Genomic DNA, 19,576 nt, shown 5'->3' on the forward strand with positions numbered 1-19,576 from the left:
TCCCCCTCAACCACGCGCCGAGACGGCATCTCACTCCTGTCCACCGTGCCAGAAATCCGCCCCGATCGCCTCCCGCAGGCGCTCACCCGGCCCAGCCGTCCACCCCCGGAGTGGTGCACGACACCTTGGGGCTCCTGAGCGCGGGGAAGGTCGCCGCCGGCGGCGGCCACGTCGCGGGCGGGGCTGAACTACCCTCGCCGCCGTGGACACTGTGGAGATCGATGCGCCTGTCGTCGGCGTGGCCGTCTACCCGGACCGCGCCCGGGTCACCCGCCGCGGTGGCGTCCGGCTGGCTGCCGGCGACCACCGGGTACGGGTCGCCCCGCTCCCGCTGGGCCTGCACCGGGACTCGATCCGGGTGGCCGGCCGGGGTGCGGTGACGGTGCTCGGGGTGGACGTGACCGCGTGGCGGCAGCCCCGCAGCACCGACACCCGGGTCGTCGAGCTGGAACGGCGGCGCCGGGGCCTGGCGGACGAGCTGGCCGAGGTCGGCGACACCGACGGGATCGAGGAGCAGCGCGGCGACTTCCTCGCCCGGCTGGCCGAGCGTGCCGGTGGCACGTACGCCCGCGCGCTGGCGGCGGGCGACGCGGCCCCGGCCGACGTCGCGGCCTTCACCGACTCGGTGTCCGGTCAGCTCGCCGAGTCCCGGGCCCGGCGGCGCGGGCTGGCCCGGCGGCACACCGAGCTGGCCGAGGAACTGGCCGCCGTCGACCGGGATCTGGACGCGGCGCGCGGCAAGCGTGAGCCGGACCGGCTGGCCGCCGAGGTGTCCGTCTCGGTGGACGCCGACGGGGCCGAGGTGGAGTTGGAGCTGACGTACCTGGTGGACGGTGCCCGCTGGACGCCCTCCTACGACCTGCGGCTGGTCGAGGACACCATGACGGTCACCTGGTACGGCCTGGTCAGCCAGGACACCGGGGAGGACTGGCCGGAGTGCGACCTCCAGCTCTCCACGGCCCGCCCGGCGGCGGCGAGCCTCGTACCCGAATTGTCGCCCTGGTATCTCGACCGGTTCCGCCCGCGGCCGCCGGTGGCCGCGTCGGCCGCGTCGTTCGGCGGCATGGTGCCGCCCCCGGCGCCCGGTGCGACGCCTTCGGGGCGTCCCCACACGGCCCGGTCCGCGGCGCCGGTGGTGCGGGAGAGCGTCGCCGAGGTCGAGCAGGGCGTGACGGCGGCCACCTACCGGCCCGCCCGGCCGGTGGCGGTGCCGGCCGACGGCAGCGCGCACCGGGTGACGATCGCGGTGCTGGAGCTGCCGGCCCGGCTGGACCACGTCACGGTGCCGGTGCGCGCCGCCGAGGCGCACCTGCGCGCCACGGTACGCAACACGTCGGACCACACGCTGCTGCCCGGCCCGGCGTCGGTCTTCCACGGCGCGGACTTCGTGGCGGCGACGCCGCTGACGACGTGGGCGCCGGGCGAGGAGACGGAGCTGGCGCTCGGGGTCGACGACCGGCTGCGGGTGGAGCGGAAGCTGTCCCGGCGCACCGAGAGCAGGGCCGCGCTCGGGTCGACGCGGCGGCGGGAGGTGGAGTACCGGATCACGGTGGCGAACCACACGCCCCGTCCGGCCACTGTCGAGGTGCGGGACCAGCTGCCGGTGTCCCGGGACGAGGCGGTGGCGGTACGCGAGACCGCGCTGGCGCCGCCGCCGGCCGAGCGTACGGAGCTGGGCGAGCTGACCTGGCGGCTGTCGCTGGCCCCGGGCGAGACCGGCGAGATCGCCCTCGGCTTCCGGGTCGAGCTGGCCAAGGGCGTCGAGCTGACCGGCTGGCGGGAGTAGCCGCACGCGTTAAGAAGGGCCCCTTCCTATGCAGAATGCGTTAAGAAGGGGCCCTTCCTTCGGTCTCAGACGCGACGGCGGCCGTAGAGGCCGGCGAAGACGGCGACACCGATCGCGGCGAAGCCGACCTGGAGCAGCAGCTCGATCCAGTCGATGCCGGGGGTGTCGTCGACGCCGAACGCACCGGCCACGAGCGTGCCGACGAACGCGGCGACCACACCGATGAGCAGGGTCAGCCAGATCGGGATGTTCTGCTTGCCCGGCACCACCAGGCGCCCGAGCGCACCGATGACGAGACCGATGATGAGCGCGGTGAAGAAGCCCGTGATCTCCACGAGAGGCGTCCCTTCCCTCAGATGTGTTGACGCCTCGCTGTTGCCCGGATCGATCACTCGGCCAAACCCGGGAGCCGCTTTCGTCACACAACTGTCATGACCGACCCTGATCAGTGGTCCGAGGGTTCACGCTCCGACTCGGCGATCATCACGAAGCCGACGTGGTTGATCAGTCAGCTCAGCGCTCTCCCCCGGAGCCCCGGAGACTCACAGCCAGCCACGACGCTTGAACAGCAGGTAGAGCGCGCCGCAGACGGCCAGCATCAGGACGACCGCGAACAGGTAGCCGAACTGCCAGTCCAGCTCCGGCATGTAAGTGAAGTTCATCCCGTAGACGGTGCCGATCAGGGTGGGCGCGAACAGGATCGCCGCCCACGCGGAGACCCGTTTGATCTCCTCGTTCTGCTCGAAGCTCGCCGCGGTCAGACTGCGCATCTCCTCGTTCTGCGCCTGCGAGACCAGGGTGGCGTTGACGGTGAGGATGTTCTGGAGCAGGTGCCGGAACCCGTCCACCCGCTCCACCACCTGGGTCAGGTGGTCGGCCACGTCGCGCAGCCGGCGGCGCAGTTCCTCGTCCGTGCCGTACCTGTCGAAGCCGTCGGTGAGCGCGTCGACCACCTTCAGCAGCGGCCGGGCGGCCCGCTGGAACTGGATCACCTCCCGGCTCAGCTCGTAGATGCGGCGGCTGGCGTTCGGGTCGCCCCCGAACACCTCGGTCTCGATCTCGTCGATGTCGTTCTCCAGCCCGGCGACCACCGGCGCGTAGCCGTCCACCACCCGGTCGAGCACGGCGTAGAGCACGGCTTCCGGGCCGAGCGCGAGCACCTCGGGTTCGGCCTCCAGCCGCCGCCGTACCCCGGCCAGGTCGGGGGTGCCGCCGTGCCGCACGGTGATGACGAATCCGGGGCCGAGGAACAGGTGCAGCTCGGCGAACTCGACCGTGTCCCGCGCGTCCAGGTAGCGGGCGGCGCGCAGCACCACGAACAGCGTGTCGCCGTAGCGTTCCAGCTTGGGGCGCTGATGGGCGTTGATCGCGTCCTCGACGGCCAGGTCGGGGAGCTGGAACTCGGCGGCCAGCGAGGCGAGCTGCTCGCGGCCCGGCCGGCGCAGCCCGATCCAGGCCATCGCCTCGTCGAGCTGTTGCAGACAGCGGAACGTGTCGGCGAGGCCGGCCGGCGACGCCCGGCGTACGCCGTCGACGTAGACGCCGCTGTCGACCAGCCCGTCGGGTCGCTCGGGTTCGGCCGTACCGGCGTCGATGGCGTGCTCGTCCAGGCGCCGGCCGAACCCCTCCGAGGACCGGTTGTCCGCCATGCCCCTCCCCCGCTGCTCGGCCGGGTCGCCGAGTCCCCCTCCGGCGCACGCGCAAACGTCAGGGGCGGTAGCGGTAGCCCATGCCGGGTTCGGTGATCAGATGCCGGGGACGGGCCGGGTCGTCCTCCAGCTTGCGCCGCAACTGGGCCATGTACTGCCGCAGGTAGTTCGTCTCGTGGTGGTATTCCGGTCCCCACACGTCGTGCAGCAACTGGCGCTGGCTGACCAGCTTGCCCGGGTTGCGCAGCAGCTTCTCCAGCATGGCCCACTGGGTGGGGGTCAGCTTGACCTCGACACCGTCGTCCCGGACGACGGTCCGGTCGGCCAGGTCGACGGTGTTGCGGCCGATCCGCAGCGCGGGTACGGCGGGCGTGGCCGGGGCGAGCCGCCGGGTCACCGCCCGGATGCGGGCCAGCAGCTCGTCCACCCCGAACGGCTTGGTCACGTAGTCGTCCGCGCCGGCGTCCAGCGCGGCCACCTTGTCCTCGCTGCCGGCCCGCCCGGAGAGCACGATGATCGGCACGGCGGTCCAGCCGCGCAGACCCCGGATGACCTCGGTGCCGTCCAGGTCGGGCAGGCCGAGGTCGAGCACCACCAGGTCCGGCGGGTGCCCGGCGGCGGCCTTGAGCGCCGCGGCGCCGCTGTCGGCCACCTCGACGTCGTAGCCCCGGGCGCGCAGGTTGATCCGCAGCGCGCGGAGGATCTGCGGCTCGTCGTCGACGACCAGGATCCGGGTCATTCCTGCGGCCCCTCCGGCTGCGTGGCGGCCGGCAGCCGCAGCACCATGGTGAGCCCGCCGCCGGGTGTGGTCTCGGGGGTGATGCTGCCACCCATCGCCTCGGCCAGTCCCCGGGACAGCGCCAGCCCCAGGCCCACCCCGGTCTGGTTGTCCCGGTCGCCGAGGCGCTGGAACGGCAGGAAGACATGCTCCCACTGGTCCTCCGGGATGCCCGGACCGGTGTCGATCACCCGCAGCTCGACCTGCCCGGCGTGCGCACTGCCGGTGATCGCCGGCGGCCGGCCGGGCGGGCTGTGCCGCAACGCGTTCGCCACGATGTTGACCAGCACCCGTTCCAGCAGGCCCGGGTCGGCCAGCGCCGCCGGCAGGTCGGCCGGGATGTCGGTGGTCACCTCGGCCGCCGCCGCGCCCAGTTCGTCGAGGGCCCGGGGTACGGCGTCCTCCAGCCCGATCGCGGTGGCGCTCACGCCCAGCGCGCCGGCCTGCAACCGGCTCATGTCGAGCAGGTTCGCCACCAGCCGGCCCAGCCGGTCCAGCGACTCGTCGGCGGTGGCGAGCAGCTCCTCCCGGTCGTCCGCGTCGAACTCGACGTCGTGGCTGCGCAGGCTGCTCACCGCGGCCTTGGCCGACGCCAGCGGCGTACGCAGGTCGTGGCTGACCGCCGCGAGCAGCGCGGTCCGCATCCGGTCGGCGGCGGCGAGCGGGCGGGCGGTGGCCGCCTCCTCGGCCAGCCGCTCCTGGCGCAGCGCGACGGCGGCCTGCGCGGCGAACGCCTCGACCACCCGCCGGTCGGCCGCCTCCAGCCGCCGGCCGGCGAGCACCACGCTGAGCCGGTCGTCCACCGGCACCACTGTCTCGCCCGCGCTCGGGCTGCCCGGCGGCCGCTCGCCGACGCACGCCGCCACCCGCCACGCGTCCGCCTGCCGGGCGCGCGCCGGCCGTCCCCCGGCCTCGTCGGTCAGTTCCAGCACGCTGACCGCGCGCAGCCCGAACGTCTCCCGCAGCCGGTCCAGCAGCGCCGGCAACGGCCGCTCGCCGCGCAGCACGCTGCCCGCGACGGTGGCGAGGGTCTGCGCGTCGGCGGAGGCCCGGGCCGCCTCCCGGGTACGTCGGGCCGCCACGTCGACCACCCAGCTCACCGCGATGGCGACGCCCACGAACACGCCCAGGGCGAGCAGGTTGTCCGCCTCGGCGATGGTCAGCGTCCGGTACGGCGGGGTGAAGAACCAGTTGAGCAGCAGCGAGCCGCCGAGCGCGGCGACCAGCGCGGGCCACAGCCCACCGACCAGCGCCACGCCCACCACACCGGCGAGGAACAGCAGGATGTCGTTGGTGAGGGTGAGGTCGGGCAGCGTCCGCAGCACGAGCGTGAGCAGGGGCATGCCGAGCGCCGCGAGCGCGTACCCGATCAGCCGCCGGCGCCGCGACAGGGCGGCGGGCACCGACGTGCCCCGGCGTCCGCGCCCCGCCTCGGGGTGGGTGACCAGGTGCACGTCGATCGGGCCGGACAGCGCGGTGGTGGTCACCCCGACGCCCCGGGCGAACACCTGCGCGAACCGGCCCCGGCGGCTCGCGCCGAGCACGAGCTGGGTGGCGTTGACGCCCCGGGCGAAGTCGAGCAGCGCCGCCGGGATGTCGGTGCCGAGCACCTGGTGGTAAGTGCCGCCGAGGCTCTCCACCAGCACCCGCTGCCGGGCGAGCTGGGCCGGGTCGGCACCGGCGAGCCCGTCGCTGCGGGCCACGTGCACGGCGAGCAGGTGGGCGCCCTTGCTGCGGGCGGCGATCCGGGCGGCGCGGCGGATCAGCGTCTCGCCCTCGGGGCCGCCGGTCAGGGCGACGACGACCCGTTCCCGCGCCTCCCAGGTGTCGGAGATGCCCTGCTGGGCCCGGTACGCGTCGAGCTGCTCGTCGACCTTGTCGGCCAGCCAGAGCAGCGCCAGCTCGCGCAGCGCGGTGAGGTTGCCGACCCGGAAGTAGTTGCCGAGCGCGGCGTCGATCTTGTCGGGCCGGTAGATGTTGCCGTGCGCCATCCGGCGGCGCAGCGCCTCCGGCGTCATGTCCACCAGCTCGACCTGCTCGGCGGCCCGGACCACCTGGTCCGGCACGGTCTCCCGCTGGGTGGTGCCGGTGATCTGCGCGACCACGTCGTTGAGCGACTCCAGGTGCTGCACGTTGACCGTGGAGAGCACGCTGATCCCGGCGTCGAGCAGCTCCTGCACGTCCTGCCAGCGCTTGTCGTGGCGGGAGCCGGGCACGTTGGTGTGGGCCAGCTCGTCCACCACGACCACCTCGGGCCGCCGGGCCAGCACCGCGTCCAGGTCCATCTCGGTGAACTCGACGCCCCGGTAGGTCATCGACCGGCGCGGCACCACCTCCAGGTCGCCGATCATCCCGGCGGTGTGCCGGCGCCCGTGCGTCTCGACCAGGCCGATCACCACGTCGGTGCCGCGCTCGGCCCGGCGCTGGACCTCCTCGAGCATGGCGTACGTCTTGCCGACGCCCGGAGCGGCTCCGAGATAGATCCGCAGTTCACCCCTGCCCACGGCCCCCATCCTCCCCTTGAGTGCAAGGAAGGGCCCCCTGTTAACGCCTCGTGAGGTGAAGGGGGCCCTTCTTAACGCCTCCGTCAGCGCGCCGGGAACGCCTCGTCCAGCGCGAGGTTGAGTTCCAGCACGTTCACGCCGGGCGCGCCCATGAAACCGAGCGCCCGGCCAGTGGTGTGCTCCGCGACCAGCCGCCGCACCGCCGCCGGGTCCGCGCCACGCTCCCGCGCCACCCGGGCCACCTGGATCCGGGCGTACGCCGGGGAGATGTGCGGGTCGAGGCCGCTGCCGCTCGCGGTGACCGCGTCGGCCGGCACCGCCGGATCGGCGGGGGCGTCGCCACGGATCGGAGTGACCAGTCCCCCGGCGGCGACGTAGTCCTCACCCGGCTCCGCCAGTTCCACCGGCACGCCCTGGTAGCTGGCGACGAACGGCGTCGCGGGAGCCACCTGGTTGACGCTCACCACGCGGGTGGTCCGGCCGGTGAGACCGTCGGCGCGGAACACGGCGAGCACCGCGCCCACCCCGTCCGGGGTGCAGTACGGGCGCCGCCCGTCCACGCCGTCCAGCTCGCCGACCGCCTTGCTGCGCGCGCAGACCTGGGTGAGCAGGCTCTGCGCCGAGGTCTCCTCGTCGCCGGTGAGCGTGTCCACCACGCTCTCCGGGCCGAGGTTGCTCGCCGCGGTGGAGGTCGGGTCGTAGCCTTCCCCGGCGGCCGACGGGCGGGACTGGAAGTAGCGCGGGACGGGGTTGCCGTCCGCGTCGGTGAAGGACTGGCCGATCAGCGAGCTGCCGACGGTCTTCCCGCCGGCGGTGACGAGTGAGCCGTCCGCCTTGCCGTCGAGGCCGGGGAGCCGACCCACGGCGGCCAGGGCGAGCGGGTAGACCAGGCCGAGCAGCACGGTGAAGACGAGCACCGCGCGCAGGGCGGCCAGGTGCTGGGAGAGCCAACTGGGAAGGCGCATCACGAGATCCCCGGGACGAACTGGACGAGCAGGTCGATGAGCTTGATGCCGACGAACGGCACCACGATGCCGCCGAGGCCGTAGAGCCACAGGTTGCGGCGCAGCAGCGTCGAGGCGCTGGCCGGGCGGTAGCGCACGCCGCGCAGGGCCAGCGGGATCAACGCCACGATGACTATCGCGTTGAAGACGACGGCGGACAGGATCGCCGACTCGGGGCCGGCCAGGCGCATGATGTTGAGCCGGTCCAGCGAGGGATAGATGCCGGCGAACATGGCCGGGATGATCGCGAAGTACTTCGCGATGTCGTTGGCGATGCTGAACGTCGTCAGCGCACCCCGGGTGATCAGCAACTGCTTGCCGATCTCCACGATCTCGATCAGCTTGGTCGGGTCGGAGTCGAGGTCGACCATGTTGCCGGCCTCCTTCGCGGCCGACGTGCCGGTGTTCATGGCGACGCCGACGTCCGCCTGGGCCAGCGCTGGTGCGTCGTTGGTGCCGTCGCCGGTCATGGCGACGAGCCGGCCGCCCTCCTGCTCCTTCTTGATGAGCGCGAGCTTGTCCTCCGGCGTGGCCTCGGCGAGGAAGTCGTCCACGCCCGCCTCGTCGGCGATCGCCCTCGCGGTACGCGGGTTGTCGCCGGTGATCATCACGGTCCGGATGCCCATCCGGCGCATCTCGTCGAAGCGCTCCCGCATTCCGGCCTTGACCACGTCCTTGAGGTGGATGACGCCGAGCGCCCGGGCCGGTTCCCCGGCCACGTGCTCGGCCACCACGAGCGGCGTGCCGCCGGTGCCGCTGATCGCGTCGACCAGTTCACCGACCTGCTCGGTCGGGTGGCCGCCGTTCTCGCGTACCCACTTCATCACCGCGGCGGCGGCGCCCTTGCGGATGTGCCGGACGTCGCCGTCGGTGTCGAGGTCGACGCCGCTCATCCGGGTCTGCGCGGTGAACGGCACGAACGTGGCGTGCGGGATGAGGCCGGGCTCGCGCTCGCGCAGCCCGAACTCGTTCTTGGCGAGCACCACCACCGAGCGGCCCTCGGGGGTCTCGTCGGCCAGGCTGGACAGTTGCGCCGCGTCGGCGAGCGTGGCCGCGTCCACGCCGGTGACCGGCAGGAACTCGGCGGCCTGCCGGTTGCCGAGCGTGATCGTGCCGGTCTTGTCCAGCAGCAGCGTGTTGACGTCGCCCGCCGCCTCGACCGCCCGGCCGCTCATGGCGAGGACGTTGCGCTGCACGAGCCGGTCCATGCCGGCGATGCCGATCGCGGACAGCAGCGCGCCGATGGTGGTCGGGATGAGGCAGACCAGCAGTGAGACCAGGACGACGCCGGTGACGCCGGAGTCGGTGATGGCCGCGGTGTCCGGCGCGGCGGCCTGGTAGCCCTTGGCGAAGATCGCCATGGGCTGGAGCGTGACGACGGCGAGCAGGAAGATGACCGTGAGCGCGGCCAGCAGGATGTTGAGCGCGATCTCGTTCGGCGTCTTCTGCCGGTTGGCGCCCTCGACCAGCGCGATCATCCGGTCGATGAAGCTCTCGCCGGGCTTCTGCGTGATCCGGACGACGATCCGGTCGGAGAGCACCCTCGTGCCGCCGGTGACCGCGCTGCGGTCGCCGCCGGACTCCCGGATCACCGGGGCGGACTCGCCGGTGATCGCCGACTCGTCGACGCTGGCGATGCCCTCCACCACGTCGCCGTCGCCGGGGATGACCTGCCCCGCCTCGACCAGGACGACGTCGCCCTGCCGCAGTTGCGGCGCGGGCACCGCCTCGTCCCGGTACGCGTTGGCGGCGGCACCAGGCGTCCAGCCGACCAGGCGGGTGGCGATGGTGTCCTGCTTGGCCCGGCGGAGCGTGTCCGCCTGCGCCTTGCCGCGCCCCTCGGCGACCGCCTCGGCCAGGTTCGCGAAGATCACGGTGAGCCAGAGCCAGACGGTGATCGCGATCGCGAAGACCGACGGGTCGGCCACCGCGAGCACTGTGGTGAACAGCGCGCCGATCTCCACGATCAGCATCACCGGGTTGCGCCACAGCGTGCGCGGGTCGAGCTTGCGCAGCGCGTCCGGCAGCGACCGGAGCAACTGGCGGGGGTCGAGCAGCCCGCCACCGACCCGGTCGTCCCGGCGGTCCGGTGTGCCGGGCACCGGCGCGTCGGCGGTCTGGACAGGTGCGGTCATGTCCTTGTCTCTCATGGTGGTCACAGCCCTTCGGCCAGCGGGCCGAGCGCGAGTGCGGGGAGGAAGGTGAGCGTGACGAGGACCACCGTGACGCCGACGACCATGCCGACGAACAGCGGCCGGTGGGTCGGCAGGGTGCCCTCGGAGGCGGGTGTGGGTTGCTGGCGGGCCAGCGAGCCGGCCAGCGCGAGCACGAAGATGATCGGCAGGAACCGGCCGAACAGCATGCAGAGCCCGAGCGCGGTGTTCCACCACGGCGTGCTCACCGTGATGCCGGCGAACGCGGAACCGTTGTTGTTGCTCGCCGAGGCGAACGCGTAGAGCACTTCGGACAGTGCGTGCGGCCCGACGTTGAGCGCTGTCGAGTCGTTGCCGGTGGCGAACGCGGCGGCGGTGCCGGTGAGCACCAGCGCCGGGGTGATCAGGAAGTACATCGAGGCGAACTTGATCTCGCGCGAGCCGATCTTCTTGCCCAGGTACTCCGGGGTGCGCCCGACCATCAGACCGGCCACGAACACCGTGATCACCGCGAGGATCAGCAGCCCGTACAGGCCGGCGCCGACCCCACCCGGGGCGACCTCGCCGAGCATCATGTTGCCGAGCACCGTCATGCCGCCCAGCGCGGTGTACGAGTCGTGGAACGAGTTGACGGCGCCGGTCGAGGTGAGCGTGGTGGCCGCCGCGAACGTGGCCGAGTTCGACACGTCGAAGCGCACCTCCTTGCCTTCCAGCGCCGCGCCGACCGCCTGCGGCACCGTGCCGTCGCCGGTCAGTTCGAAGACGTTGGTGAGGGTGATGCCGGCGAGCGCCAGGATCGCCATCACGGCGACGATCGCGTAGCCCTGCCGCTTCTGCCCCACCATCCGGCCGAAGACCCGGGGCAGGCTGAACGGGATCAGCAGGATCAGGAAGATCTCCAGCCAGTTCGTCCACGTGGTCGGGTTCTCGAACGGGTGGGCGCTGTTGACGTTGTAGAAGCCGCCGCCGTTGGTGCCCAGCTCCTTGATGACCTCCTGGCTCGCCACCGGCCCGCCGGTGACGGTCTGGGTGCCTCCGGTAAGCGTGGTCACGTCGGTCCCGCCGGACAGGTTCTGCACCACCCCGCCGAGCATCAGCGCGAACGCGCCGAGCACCGCGATCGGCAGCAGGATCCGCAGCGTGACCCGGGTCAGGTCGACCCAGAAGTTACCCAGCTCGCCGGTGCGGCTGCGGGCGAATCCCCGGACCAGCGCCACCGCCACGGCGATGCCGACCGCGGCCGAGACGAAGTTCTGCACCGCCAGGCCGGCCATCTGCACCAGGTGACCCATCGTCGACTCACCCGAGTACCACTGCCAGTTCGTGTTGGTCACGAACGACACAGCGGTGTTCCAGGCGCCGTGCGGCACCACCGGGTCGAATCCCAGCGAGAGCCACAGGTGGTTCTGCAGGCGCTGGAACGCGTACAGGAACAGCAGCGAGACGGCCGAGAAGGCCAGCACCGAGCGGGCGTACACGCCCCAGGTCTGCTCGGCGGCCGGGTTGACCCCGACCAGGCGGTAGATCCCCCGCTCGATCCGGGACGACCGGGTTCCGGCGACCACGCGGTGCATGTGGTCGCCGAACGGCCGGTGCACGGCGACGAGCGCCACCACCAGCGACAGGACGAAGAGCACGCCGGCTGTCGTCATGCTCATCAGAAGCGCTCCGGGAACAGCAGGGCGGCGACCAGGAACACGCCCAGGCCGATCGCCAGCACCAGGCCGACGGCGTTGACGGCGCTCACAGCTTCTCCACGCCCCTCACCACGAGGGCGAGAGCCGCGAACAGCCCCACCGTCAGCAACACGAACAGCACGTCAGACACGGCTGATCTCTCCTAGCGGAAGATGTCGTCGCGACCGCTTCCCGGCCGCGCCGAGCAATCACAACGCCGTGTCAGCCCGGCGGACAGGGGCTTTGACGCGACCATCACGCGGGGCCGCGCTTTCTTGACGCGCTTTTCACGCCGTCGCCGTGGGCGGTGATCCGGGTCACCGGACCGGCCGCGCCGCCGATCGACCGGGGGTGGCGCTACCCGCGCCGGGCATCGCGGCGAAGCCGATCGGCACGGCCTGGGACCGGGCGTCGCCCGGGCTGGTCAGCCGGTCGTAGCGGTGCGCGAGGAACCCGGCGAAGACCGCCGCACCCAGCGCGGCCACCGCCGCGACCGCGCGCAGGTCGGCCGCCACAGCGACGTACGCCCCGACGACGCCCGCCGTCATCAGGACCCGCGCGGTTCACCAGGAAGCGACGGCGGCCACCCGGAATCCGGTGCACCCGTCCGCCCGCTCTCGTCCCACTTCCGGCTCCCGCATCGGTACGAGCGGCGGGGCGTCTGACTCAGCGGGTGGCGGCCCGGGGGGATGAGCGCTTCGGCCACCTCGCGCAGTTTGCGGTTCGAATCGTGGAATAGCTTGGCCAGCAGCGTCGCGGTGCTCAGGGCTACAAGCGCGAACTGCGGGAGGTCGCCGAGTCACTCGCCGATTGCGCGCTGCACGGACCTCGCTACTGAGCGTGAGGCCAGCGCGGCGCTGAGCGTGAGATCAGCGCGGCATCGCTCGCCAGCCGGAGCCGCTCGCACGCCACGCCCCGGCGAGGATGCTCGCCGAGCCACGACTCGGGCACTGCTGGATCTTGGACCGGCCGGACGCCCCGCCGATCTGCGCCTGGACCTGCCACTGGCTTCCGTCGGTGCGGATGTAGACGTCACGCCGTCCACGAGGGTTGCTGACGCCGTTCCACCAGTGTTCCTCGACCACCATGCGGTGACCGTACCCCAGGAGACCCGGACCGGCCCAGACCGGAATTCCGTTGCTCCGCGTCACCGGGCGGCCGCACCCTCCACGGATGACCCCACCGGACCTGCCGCGCCAGTTCACCATCCGCGAGGGCGAGCTGCGCATCCTCAACCCGTTCGACGACGTCAAGCTGGCCACGCTGGGCCGGGCGATCCGGTTGCGCCCCGGCGACGAACTGCTCGATCTGTGCAGCGGCAAGGGCGAACTGCTCTGCACCTGGGCCCGTGATCACGGGATCACCGGCACCGGGGTCGACATCGGCACCGCCTTCATCGCCGCGGCCCGCGAGCGCGCCACCGCACTCGGCGTGGCCGACCGGGTACGTTTCGTGCACGGCGACGCCGCGGCGTACACCCCGGCACGGCCGGTCGACGTGGCCGCCTGCGTCGGCGCGACCTGGATCGGCGGCGGGGTGCCCGGGACGCTGGAACTGCTCGACCGGGCGTTACGGCCGGGCGGCATGGCGCTCGTCGGCGAGCCTTACTGGCGGCGTGACCCGCCGGGCGAGGAGGCCGTCACCGGCTCGCACGCCCGGTCCCGGGACGAGTTCACGGACCTGCCCGGCCTGGTCGAGTCGTTCGGCGGGTGCGGTTGGGACCTGGTCGAGTTGGTCCTCGCCGACCAGGACAGCTGGGACCGGTACGCCGCCGCGCACTGGCTGAACCTGCGCCGCTGGCTCGACGCCAACCCGGACGACGAACTGGCCCCGGAGCTGCGGCGGGAACTGACCGAGGATCCGCTGCGGTACGTCCGGTTCCAGCGCGAGTACCTGGGGTGGGGCGTGTTCGCGCTGCTGCGCCGCTGATCTGCTTAACGACCGGCTACGCAGGGTAAAGGCAGATCATGGGACAGTTGCGTACCTCGCCGCCGCCGCCACAGGCCACCGAGCTGGAGCAGTGGGTGCTGGACAGTCCCGAGGATCTGCGCGGGCTGCGCGCCTCGCTCCGTGAGGCGCTGAACCGGCACGGGCTGGTGCAGGGCGAGCATCTGGACGAGGTGCCGCACCTGGTCGTGCTGGTGGCCACCGAACTGGCCAGCAACGCGCTGCGGCACGGCCGGCCGCCCACGATCATCACGCTGCTCGCCACCGACGACCGGTTCCTGCTCGACGTGGCCGACCACGACGTGCGATCCGTGCCGGAGCTGAGCGACATCCGCCCGACGGACTCGGGCGGGCGAGGTCTGTTCCTGGCCCAGTCGGTCTCGCTCGACGTGGGCTGGTACGCCACCGAGAAGACCAAGAACATCTGGGCGTCGTTCTCCCGCTGACTGCCCGGCCGCCCGCCGAAGGGCTCACCGGTCCCCGGCCGGGATCGGGTCGTCGTACTGGCCGGGCGGGCCGGGTACCGTCGGTGCCGGGGTGGACGACCTGCCGCCTGTCGGAGTTCAGGGAGAGCCACCCGTGTCACCAGCCGAGCGACTGCTCGACGCCGCCGTGGCGACCGCCCGCGGCACCGACGTACGCGCTGCCGAGCGAGCCCTCGACGGGCTCGTCGTGGCCGACGGCGCGGCGGTGGACGCGGCGTTGCTCGCCCGGCTCACCCGCGACGTGGGCCGGCTCTGGTCGCGTGGCTGGCAGCCCGCCGACCTGGACCGGCTCGCCACCAGGCGGCTCACCCCGCGCGGCGCGCGGCTGCTGCGCGACGCGATGGCCGCGCAGCGGCGCACCCTGCCCGCGCCGGTCCCGGCCTGGTTCGACGACCAGCTCACCGGGACCGGCGCCCGCTGGGACGACGACGCGGGCTGGCTGGACCGGCGGGCCGACGGCGACCGGATCACCGCGCTGCGGGACGCCGTAAACGCGGTCGTCCTGGTGGCAGGGCTGCCGCCGATCGCGGCGCTGCGGCCGCCACCCGGCTCGGCGGGCACCGCACGCGTCACCGCCCTGCCGAGCGGCTCGCGGATGCTCGACCGGGTACGCGCGCTGCTCGCCAAGGCCGAGTCGACCGGCTACCCGGCCGAGGCGGAGGCGTTCACCGCGAAGGCGCAGGAGCTGATGGCCCGGCACAGCATCGACGCGGCGCTGCTCGACGGCGGGGCCGAGCGGTCCGGCGGCCCGGGCGGCGTGCGGATCGGCGTGGACGCCCCGTACGCGGCCGCGAAGGCACTGCTGATCCAGGAGGTGGCGGCGGCGAACCGGTGCGAGTCGGTCTGGTCCGACGACCTGGGCTTCGCGACTGTCCTCGGTTTCCCGGCCGACCTGGCGGCGGTCGAGCTGTTGCACACGTCGCTGCTCGTGCAGGCCACCGCCGCGATGCTGCGCGGCCGGGGCGAACGCGGCCGGGCCGGCGGGCGGCGCACCAAGGGCTTCGACGAGTCGTTCCTCAACGCGTTCGCGCTGCGCATCGGTGACCGGCTGCGGGCGGCGAGCGCGGCGGCGGTCGGGGAACTGGCCGACGACCGGTTGCTGCCGGTGCTCGCGGCCCGCTCGGACGCCGTCCGGGAACGCGTCGACCAGCTCTTTCCGGGCACCACCCGGCACCGGCTGCAGGTGCGCGACGAGCAGGGCTGGGTTTCCGGCACCAGCGCGGCCGACCGGGCCTTGCTCGACCCGGGCCGCCCGGCACGCCGTCCGCTCCGCGGGGGCCGCTGACCTCTCCCGGGGGATGATGTCGGATCGGGCGGACCGGCTCCGACCCGTCTGCGAGGCGCCACCGCCGGTGGCCCGCATCCCCGAGGAGTGCACAGTGAAGTACATGCTGCTGATCTGGAACCGGCCCGGCTTCGTGGAGGAGCTGTCCGAGGCGGAACGCACCGCGATCTTCGGCGAGGTCGACGAGATCATGAAGGAGCTGACCGAGTCCGGCGAGCTGGTCGGCGGGGAGGCGCTGGCTCACCCGTCGCAGGCCCGCACGGCCCGTCCCGCCGCCGGCGGCGGCGCCGAGATCACCGACGGGCCGTTCATGGAGAGCAAGGAGCAGTTCGCCGGCTACCTGACCGTCGACTGCGAGACCCTGGAGCGGGCCGCCGAGATCGCCGCGCGCTGGCCGGACGTACGGCACGGTTTCGGCGTGCTGGAGGTGCGCGCGGTGATGGAGCAGGCCGGGACGGAGATGTGACATCACCGGCGATCGAGGACCTGCTGCGTACGTTCGCGCCGCAGGTCCTCGGCGTGCTGGTCCGCCGCCACGGCCAGTTCTACGCCTGCGAGGACGCGGTGCAGGAGGCGCTGCTCGCCGCCGCCGTGCAGTGGCCGGCGCAGGGCGTGCCCGACCATCCCCGCTCCTGGCTGGTCACCGTCGCCACGCGGCGGCTCACCGACGAGTGGCGCAGCGAGCACGCCCGCCGGGAACGTGAGGTGGCGGTCGCGGTGCGGCAGCCCGCGTACGCGGCGGTCGCCCCGCCCGCCGACGAGGAGCCGCCCAGCGGGGACGACACGTTGCGGCTGCTGTTCCTCTGCTGCCATCCGGCGTTGCCGGTGAGCGGGCAGGTGGCGCTCACGCTGCGTGCCGTGGGCGGGTTGAGCACGGCCGAGATCGCCCGCGCGTACCTGGTGCCGGAGGCGACGATGAGCCAGCGGATCCGCCGCGCGAAGCAGCGGATCGAGGCGGCGGGCGCGCGCTTCACGTTGCCGTCGCCGGCCGACCGGGACGAACGGCTCGCTTCCGTGCTGCGGGTGCTCTATCTGATCTTCAACGAGGGCTACACCGCGTCCAGCGGCGAGGCGCTGCACCGGGCCGACCTGACCGCCGACGCGATCCGGCTGGCCCGGGAGCTGCGCCGGGTGCTCCCGGACGACGGCGAGGTGGCCGGGCTGCTGGCGCTGATGCTGCTCACCGACGCGCATCGGGCGGCCCGTACCGGGCCGGCCGGTGAGCTGGTGCCGCTGGCCGAGCAGGACCGCAGCCGATGGGACCGCGACGCCGTCGCGGAGGGGGTGGCGCTGGTGACCGAGGCGCTCACCTGGTCGGCGCCGGGGCCGTACCAGGTGCAGGCGGCGATCGCCGCGGTGCACGCGGAGGCGCCCACCGCCGAGGACACCGACTGGCGGCAGATCGTCGCGCTCTACCGGGTGCTGGCGCGGGTCGCGCCGAACCCGATGGTCACGCTCAACCAGGCCGTCGCGGTGGCCATGGTGGACGGCCCGCGGGCCGGGCTGGCGCTGCTGGCCACGCTCGACGCCGACGACCGGACGGCGGGCCACCACCGGCTCGCCGCCGTCCGCGCGCACCTGCTCGACCTGGCCGGTGACCGTGCGGAGGCCCGTGCCGCGTACCTGGCCGCCGCGCGGGCCACCACGAGCCTGCCGGAGCGGCGTCATCTGGAGGTACGCGCCGCGCGCCTGGCCGGCCGGTGAGTTCCGCGCGGACCGGTCCGGGTCAGAACAACCGTCCCCGGTCCGGGTGCGGCCGGCCCCACCGCTCCTCCCACTGGAGCAGCTCCGCCTGCCATCGCGGCAGGTCGGGCCGGTACTCGCGAATCAGTTCGCGGTTCTCCGGGCGATCGACCAGGAACCGCCAGTAGGACTCGACCGCCTCCCGGGTCTCGTCCAACGAGTAACGACCCCGCTCGTCCGCGACCCACTCGTTGACGAACTCGACCCCGTCGGGCGAGAAACCGACCTCGTACTTGTCGCTGTCCCACGCCTCGTCGAGCGGACGGCCGTTCGCCACGTCGTCGATCATCTGAAGGGCGTCCAGGCAGGCCGAGTAGGAGACGGAGATGTCGGTAATCAGCCAGGCGCCGAGAGCCCGATAGCGCTGATCGGCCACGTTGAACAGCGGGAGCCGGAACTCATCGAGGGAGAAACTGATGAACGCCAACGGAAGTCCTCTGGATCATGGGATGACGACCGGCCATCCGTGGGTGAAGCCGCCCGAGCCATTGTAGAAACCCTCGATCACCAGGCCCTTGTGAGTGCCGCGCCACATGCTGGTGCCGGGCACCGGCTTCGCGTTCTGGAAGGCACCGGTGATGGCGTTGTCGACCTGGGCCGGTGTCCAGTCGTCGGGGAAGAACGAGCTTTCGCCGCCGTTGCCCTTCTTCGGCTTCCAGGCCCCGTGCGGAGGGTTCAGCGTCGGATCGAAGAACTCGGGTTTGGCGGTGTAGGCCCCGGTCTTGGGGTCCTTGACGACGCTGCCGGGCTGGAGCCGCCGGCCGGGGAAGTCCTCACCGCCGGGCCGGTAGTGGTAGCCCGACCCCTTGGACATGCCCGGCTTCACGTGGCCGCCCATGACGTGCTCGGTGAAGTGCGGGTTCATCCGGTCGGGCCGGTTACGCGTCTTGGTGCGCTTGAGAAAGCGCAGCGCGGCCCGCATCAACCGGCCGCCCGCTTTACCCCCGCCCATGTCACCTCACCCGTCGGCGAGTTTCCAGAGGGCTTCCTGGACGAGGTTGCCGACGATGGTCCGGGCCAGCGCATGGAAGATCGGGATCTCCAGCAGCGAGGCACCGAAGGTGACCGCCGCGGTGGCGATCGCCTGGGCGATCTGGATGGCCAGGACGACCAGTTGCACGATGACGGCGACCTTGAGGGCGAGCACGATCGCGCCGCAGATGATCAGGCCGGTTCCGGTCAGGACGGCGGCGGTGACGCCGTCGCGCAGGCTGTCGGCCGGGCTGTCCTCCTTGTTCCACCAGGTCTGGAACGCGGTGATGTCCTGGCCGGTGTGCTGGGTCCAGACCGTCGCAGCGCCGGTGTTCGCCTCACTCACCACGCCGGAGAGGGTGTTGGAGAACCGAATCCAGGCGTTGCCCATCTCGAAGAGCTTGGTCTCGTCAGCCTCGGGCCAGGTGTAGCCGAGGACGCCGAGCAGCGACCGCAACTCCCCGGGTAGCTCCATGCCCATGCTCAGCCTCCCAGCATCCGCCGTAGGCCGTCGAGGTTGCGGGTGATGGCCGCCTCGGTCTCGGCGTAGCGGACGGCCATCCCGCCGAGGTCGGCACCGGCAGCGACGATCTCGTCGAGCGCGCTGTCGAAGCACTCGAACGCGAACGCGGAGACCTCGTCGTGGGCCGCGCCGATCAGCGAGCCGATGTCGTCGGACCCCCAGGGCCGGCCGAAGGCGGCCAGCTCGGCCCGGAAGGCGGTCAGCGCCGCACCGAACCGGGTCGCGACGCCGTCCAGCGCCGACCCGGAGGCACCCAGCCGCTCCGGATCGACCTCGACCGGCATCAGCGCCCGTCCTGGCGGGCGAGCCGGTCCTGCGCCTGCATCAGGGCGTCGGTGAACATGCCGAACTGGCGCCCCGCGTCTGTCTGGATGCGGCGTAGTTGCTCACCGAGCGAGCCCAGGTCGACCTCGCCGGGGGCGGTGGTGGACTGTTCCCGCAGGTCGGCGAGCGCGGCGTTGACCGCCGCTTCGATCTCCCCGGCGAGGGTCTCGCTGGCCATCCGCATCACGCGGGGGTCGAGCGTCAGCGCGGTGACCTGCCCGGGAGGCACGGCGGTGACCCGGATCAGGCCGTCGGCGGCTTCGCCGGAACCTTCCGGCGGCGCCACCTGCTCGCCCGCATCGGTCTGCCGCTGGAGCGCGGCCATGGTTTCGGACAGCACCCGGCCGAAGCCGGACGGGTCGGCAGGTTCGGCCATCGAGGAGCTCCTCCGCATTCGAGGTCGCCCCGCATCTTATGCATCGGCGCCGATCCCGGTGGTCCCGCCGCATCGATGTGGGCGGTGGGATGGGCCACTCGGGATCGTCACCGCCCGTACACAGCACTCCGGGCCGGCCCGTGGGCCGACCCGGTGATGTGTGCGTCGCGTACCGTACTCAGCTCTTGAAGGCGTCCTTGACCTTCTCGGCGGCCTGCTTGAGCTTGGCGCCGGCCTGGTCGTTGCGGCCCTCGGCCTCGAGGCGCTCGTTGTCGGTCGCCCGGCCGATGCCCTCCTTGACCTTGCCCGCGGTGTCCTGCGACGTGTTGTCGATCTTGTCGTCGAGACCCATGATGACCTCCACTGGTGCG

At 72.7% G+C, this 19,576-nt stretch carries 22 protein-coding genes; 6 read left to right on the forward strand and 16 right to left on the reverse strand.

Annotated features, from left to right (window positions below):
• Window positions 1–202 precede the first annotated feature (202 nt).
• On the forward strand, window positions 203–1,786 hold the full coding sequence (locus GA0070215_RS11310; RefSeq protein ID WP_091044986.1) for a DUF4139 domain-containing protein: 1,584 nt from the start codon (window positions 203–205) through the stop codon (window positions 1,784–1,786).
• A gap of 65 nt (window positions 1,787–1,851) precedes the next feature.
• On the opposite strand, the gene GA0070215_RS11315 is transcribed toward GA0070215_RS11310, so the two are convergent.
• The 10 genes from GA0070215_RS11315 to GA0070215_RS11360 form a co-directional block, all read right to left on the reverse strand.
• Window positions 1,852–2,121, reverse strand: coding sequence for a GlsB/YeaQ/YmgE family stress response membrane protein (locus GA0070215_RS11315; protein WP_018785782.1), 270 nt, complete (start codon window positions 2,119–2,121; stop codon window positions 1,852–1,854).
• A gap of 207 nt (window positions 2,122–2,328) precedes the next feature.
• A complete protein-coding gene (locus tag GA0070215_RS11320) occupies window positions 2,329–3,435 on the reverse strand; it encodes a magnesium and cobalt transport protein CorA (protein WP_018785781.1) in 1,107 nt (368 codons plus the stop codon).
• A 58-nt stretch (window positions 3,436–3,493) separates the two neighbouring features.
• A complete protein-coding gene (locus GA0070215_RS11325; RefSeq protein ID WP_018785780.1) occupies window positions 3,494–4,174 on the reverse strand; it encodes a response regulator in 681 nt (226 codons plus the stop codon).
• The gene (locus tag GA0070215_RS11330; protein ID WP_091045222.1) at window positions 4,171–6,717 is read right to left on the reverse strand and encodes a sensor histidine kinase; all 2,547 of its coding nucleotides are present in this window, start codon (window positions 6,715–6,717) and stop codon (window positions 4,171–4,173) included. Before GA0070215_RS11330 ends, GA0070215_RS11325 begins: the two co-directional genes overlap by 4 nt.
• Before the next feature lie 83 nt (window positions 6,718–6,800).
• On the reverse strand, window positions 6,801–7,682 hold the full coding sequence (locus GA0070215_RS11335) for a potassium-transporting ATPase subunit C (RefSeq protein WP_091044989.1): 882 nt from the start codon (window positions 7,680–7,682) through the stop codon (window positions 6,801–6,803).
• Entirely contained in the window at window positions 7,682–9,856 is a 2,175-nt protein-coding gene (gene kdpB, locus GA0070215_RS11340; protein WP_091044991.1) for a potassium-transporting ATPase subunit KdpB, read from the reverse strand. Before kdpB ends, GA0070215_RS11335 begins: the two co-directional genes overlap by 1 nt.
• Before the next feature lie 20 nt (window positions 9,857–9,876).
• Window positions 9,877–11,532 carry a potassium-transporting ATPase subunit KdpA gene (gene kdpA, locus GA0070215_RS11345; RefSeq protein ID WP_091044994.1) on the reverse strand — a complete coding sequence of 552 codons (1,656 nt, stop codon included), beginning with the start codon at window positions 11,530–11,532 and terminating at the stop codon, window positions 9,877–9,879.
• Window positions 11,532–11,621 carry a K(+)-transporting ATPase subunit F gene (gene kdpF / locus GA0070215_RS11350; RefSeq protein WP_018785775.1) on the reverse strand — a complete coding sequence of 30 codons (90 nt, stop codon included), beginning with the start codon at window positions 11,619–11,621 and terminating at the stop codon, window positions 11,532–11,534. Before kdpF ends, kdpA begins: the two co-directional genes overlap by 1 nt.
• 246 nt (window positions 11,622–11,867) lie before the next feature.
• Window positions 11,868–12,098 carry a hypothetical protein gene (locus GA0070215_RS11355; RefSeq protein WP_244166959.1) on the reverse strand — a complete coding sequence of 77 codons (231 nt, stop codon included), beginning with the start codon at window positions 12,096–12,098 and terminating at the stop codon, window positions 11,868–11,870.
• Between the two features lie 321 nt (window positions 12,099–12,419).
• Entirely contained in the window at window positions 12,420–12,638 is a 219-nt protein-coding gene (locus GA0070215_RS11360) for a hypothetical protein (RefSeq protein WP_026267975.1), read from the reverse strand.
• Window positions 12,639–12,723: 85 nt separating this feature from the next.
• Here GA0070215_RS11360 and GA0070215_RS11365 point away from each other — a divergent pair, with 85 nt between their 5' ends.
• From GA0070215_RS11365 to GA0070215_RS11385, 5 genes are all read left to right on the forward strand, one after another.
• On the forward strand, window positions 12,724–13,479 hold the full coding sequence (locus GA0070215_RS11365; RefSeq protein WP_091044997.1) for an SAM-dependent methyltransferase: 756 nt from the start codon (window positions 12,724–12,726) through the stop codon (window positions 13,477–13,479).
• A gap of 38 nt (window positions 13,480–13,517) precedes the next feature.
• A complete protein-coding gene (locus GA0070215_RS11370; RefSeq protein ID WP_018785771.1) occupies window positions 13,518–13,943 on the forward strand; it encodes an ATP-binding protein in 426 nt (141 codons plus the stop codon).
• 133 nt (window positions 13,944–14,076) lie between these two features.
• Entirely contained in the window at window positions 14,077–15,267 is a 1,191-nt protein-coding gene (locus GA0070215_RS11375; RefSeq protein ID WP_091045001.1) for a DUF2786 domain-containing protein, read from the forward strand.
• A gap of 103 nt (window positions 15,268–15,370) precedes the next feature.
• Window positions 15,371–15,733, forward strand: a complete 363-nt coding sequence (locus GA0070215_RS11380) for a YciI family protein (RefSeq protein WP_244166967.1) — start codon at window positions 15,371–15,373, stop codon at window positions 15,731–15,733.
• Window positions 15,730–16,971, forward strand: coding sequence for an RNA polymerase sigma factor (locus tag GA0070215_RS11385; protein WP_091045004.1), 1,242 nt, complete (start codon window positions 15,730–15,732; stop codon window positions 16,969–16,971). The genes GA0070215_RS11380 and GA0070215_RS11385 overlap by 4 nt, the downstream gene beginning before the upstream one ends.
• A gap of 22 nt (window positions 16,972–16,993) precedes the next feature.
• Here the strand turns inward: GA0070215_RS11385 and GA0070215_RS11390 are convergent, their stop codons facing one another.
• From GA0070215_RS11390 to GA0070215_RS11415, 6 genes are all read right to left on the reverse strand, one after another.
• Complete coding sequence (locus GA0070215_RS11390) at window positions 16,994–17,437, reverse strand: hypothetical protein (RefSeq protein WP_091045007.1); 444 nt, start codon at window positions 17,435–17,437, stop codon at window positions 16,994–16,996.
• Between the two features lie 15 nt (window positions 17,438–17,452).
• Window positions 17,453–17,932 carry an EndoU domain-containing protein gene (locus GA0070215_RS11395; protein WP_091045010.1) on the reverse strand — a complete coding sequence of 160 codons (480 nt, stop codon included), beginning with the start codon at window positions 17,930–17,932 and terminating at the stop codon, window positions 17,453–17,455.
• Window positions 17,933–17,968: 36 nt separating this feature from the next.
• Window positions 17,969–18,463, reverse strand: coding sequence for a WXG100-like domain-containing protein (locus tag GA0070215_RS11400; RefSeq protein WP_091045013.1), 495 nt, complete (start codon window positions 18,461–18,463; stop codon window positions 17,969–17,971).
• Between the two features lie 2 nt (window positions 18,464–18,465).
• Window positions 18,466–18,789, reverse strand: a complete 324-nt coding sequence (locus tag GA0070215_RS11405; RefSeq protein ID WP_091045016.1) for a hypothetical protein — start codon at window positions 18,787–18,789, stop codon at window positions 18,466–18,468.
• Entirely contained in the window at window positions 18,789–19,205 is a 417-nt protein-coding gene (locus tag GA0070215_RS11410; RefSeq protein ID WP_091045018.1) for a YbaB/EbfC family nucleoid-associated protein, read from the reverse strand. The genes GA0070215_RS11405 and GA0070215_RS11410 overlap by 1 nt, the downstream gene beginning before the upstream one ends.
• A 178-nt stretch (window positions 19,206–19,383) precedes the next feature.
• Complete coding sequence (locus GA0070215_RS11415) at window positions 19,384–19,557, reverse strand: CsbD family protein (protein ID WP_036345575.1); 174 nt, start codon at window positions 19,555–19,557, stop codon at window positions 19,384–19,386.
• Window positions 19,558–19,576: the final 19 nt, after the last annotated feature.

The sequence above is a fragment of the Micromonospora marina genome (assembly GCF_900091565.1).
Classification (GTDB): Bacteria; Actinomycetota; Actinomycetes; order Mycobacteriales; family Micromonosporaceae; genus Micromonospora; species Micromonospora marina.

Bases quoted from the DNA above. Each gene is read 5' to 3' on its own strand.
- GA0070215_RS11320 (WP_018785781.1), bottom strand. From the start codon at position 3,435: ATGGCGGACAACCGGTCCTCGGAGGGGTTCGGCCGGCGCCTGGACGAG.
- GA0070215_RS11410 (WP_091045018.1), bottom strand. From the start codon at position 19,205: ATGGCCGAACCTGCCGACCCGTCCGGCTTCGGCCGGGTGCTGTCCGAA.
- GA0070215_RS11355 (WP_244166959.1), bottom strand. From the start codon at position 12,098: ATGACGGCGGGCGTCGTCGGGGCGTACGTCGCTGTGGCGGCCGACCTG.
- kdpB (WP_091044991.1), bottom strand. From the start codon at position 9,856: ATGACCGCACCTGTCCAGACCGCCGACGCGCCGGTGCCCGGCACACCG.
- GA0070215_RS11405 (WP_091045016.1), bottom strand. From the start codon at position 18,789: ATGCCGGTCGAGGTCGATCCGGAGCGGCTGGGTGCCTCCGGGTCGGCG.
- GA0070215_RS11325 (WP_018785780.1), bottom strand. From the start codon at position 4,174: ATGACCCGGATCCTGGTCGTCGACGACGAGCCGCAGATCCTCCGCGCG.
- GA0070215_RS11380 (WP_244166967.1), top strand. From the start codon at position 15,371: ATGCTGCTGATCTGGAACCGGCCCGGCTTCGTGGAGGAGCTGTCCGAG.
- GA0070215_RS11370 (WP_018785771.1), top strand. From the start codon at position 13,518: ATGGGACAGTTGCGTACCTCGCCGCCGCCGCCACAGGCCACCGAGCTG.
- GA0070215_RS11415 (WP_036345575.1), bottom strand. From the start codon at position 19,557: ATGGGTCTCGACGACAAGATCGACAACACGTCGCAGGACACCGCGGGC.
- kdpA (WP_091044994.1), bottom strand. From the start codon at position 11,532: ATGAGCATGACGACAGCCGGCGTGCTCTTCGTCCTGTCGCTGGTGGTG.
- GA0070215_RS11395 (WP_091045010.1), bottom strand. From the start codon at position 17,932: ATGCGGGCCGCGCTGCGCTTTCTCAAGCGCACCAAGACGCGTAACCGG.
- GA0070215_RS11365 (WP_091044997.1), top strand. From the start codon at position 12,724: ATGACCCCACCGGACCTGCCGCGCCAGTTCACCATCCGCGAGGGCGAG.
- GA0070215_RS11335 (WP_091044989.1), bottom strand. From the start codon at position 7,682: ATGCGCCTTCCCAGTTGGCTCTCCCAGCACCTGGCCGCCCTGCGCGCG.
- GA0070215_RS11400 (WP_091045013.1), bottom strand. From the start codon at position 18,463: ATGGGCATGGAGCTACCCGGGGAGTTGCGGTCGCTGCTCGGCGTCCTC.
- GA0070215_RS11360 (WP_026267975.1), bottom strand. From the start codon at position 12,638: ATGGTGGTCGAGGAACACTGGTGGAACGGCGTCAGCAACCCTCGTGGA.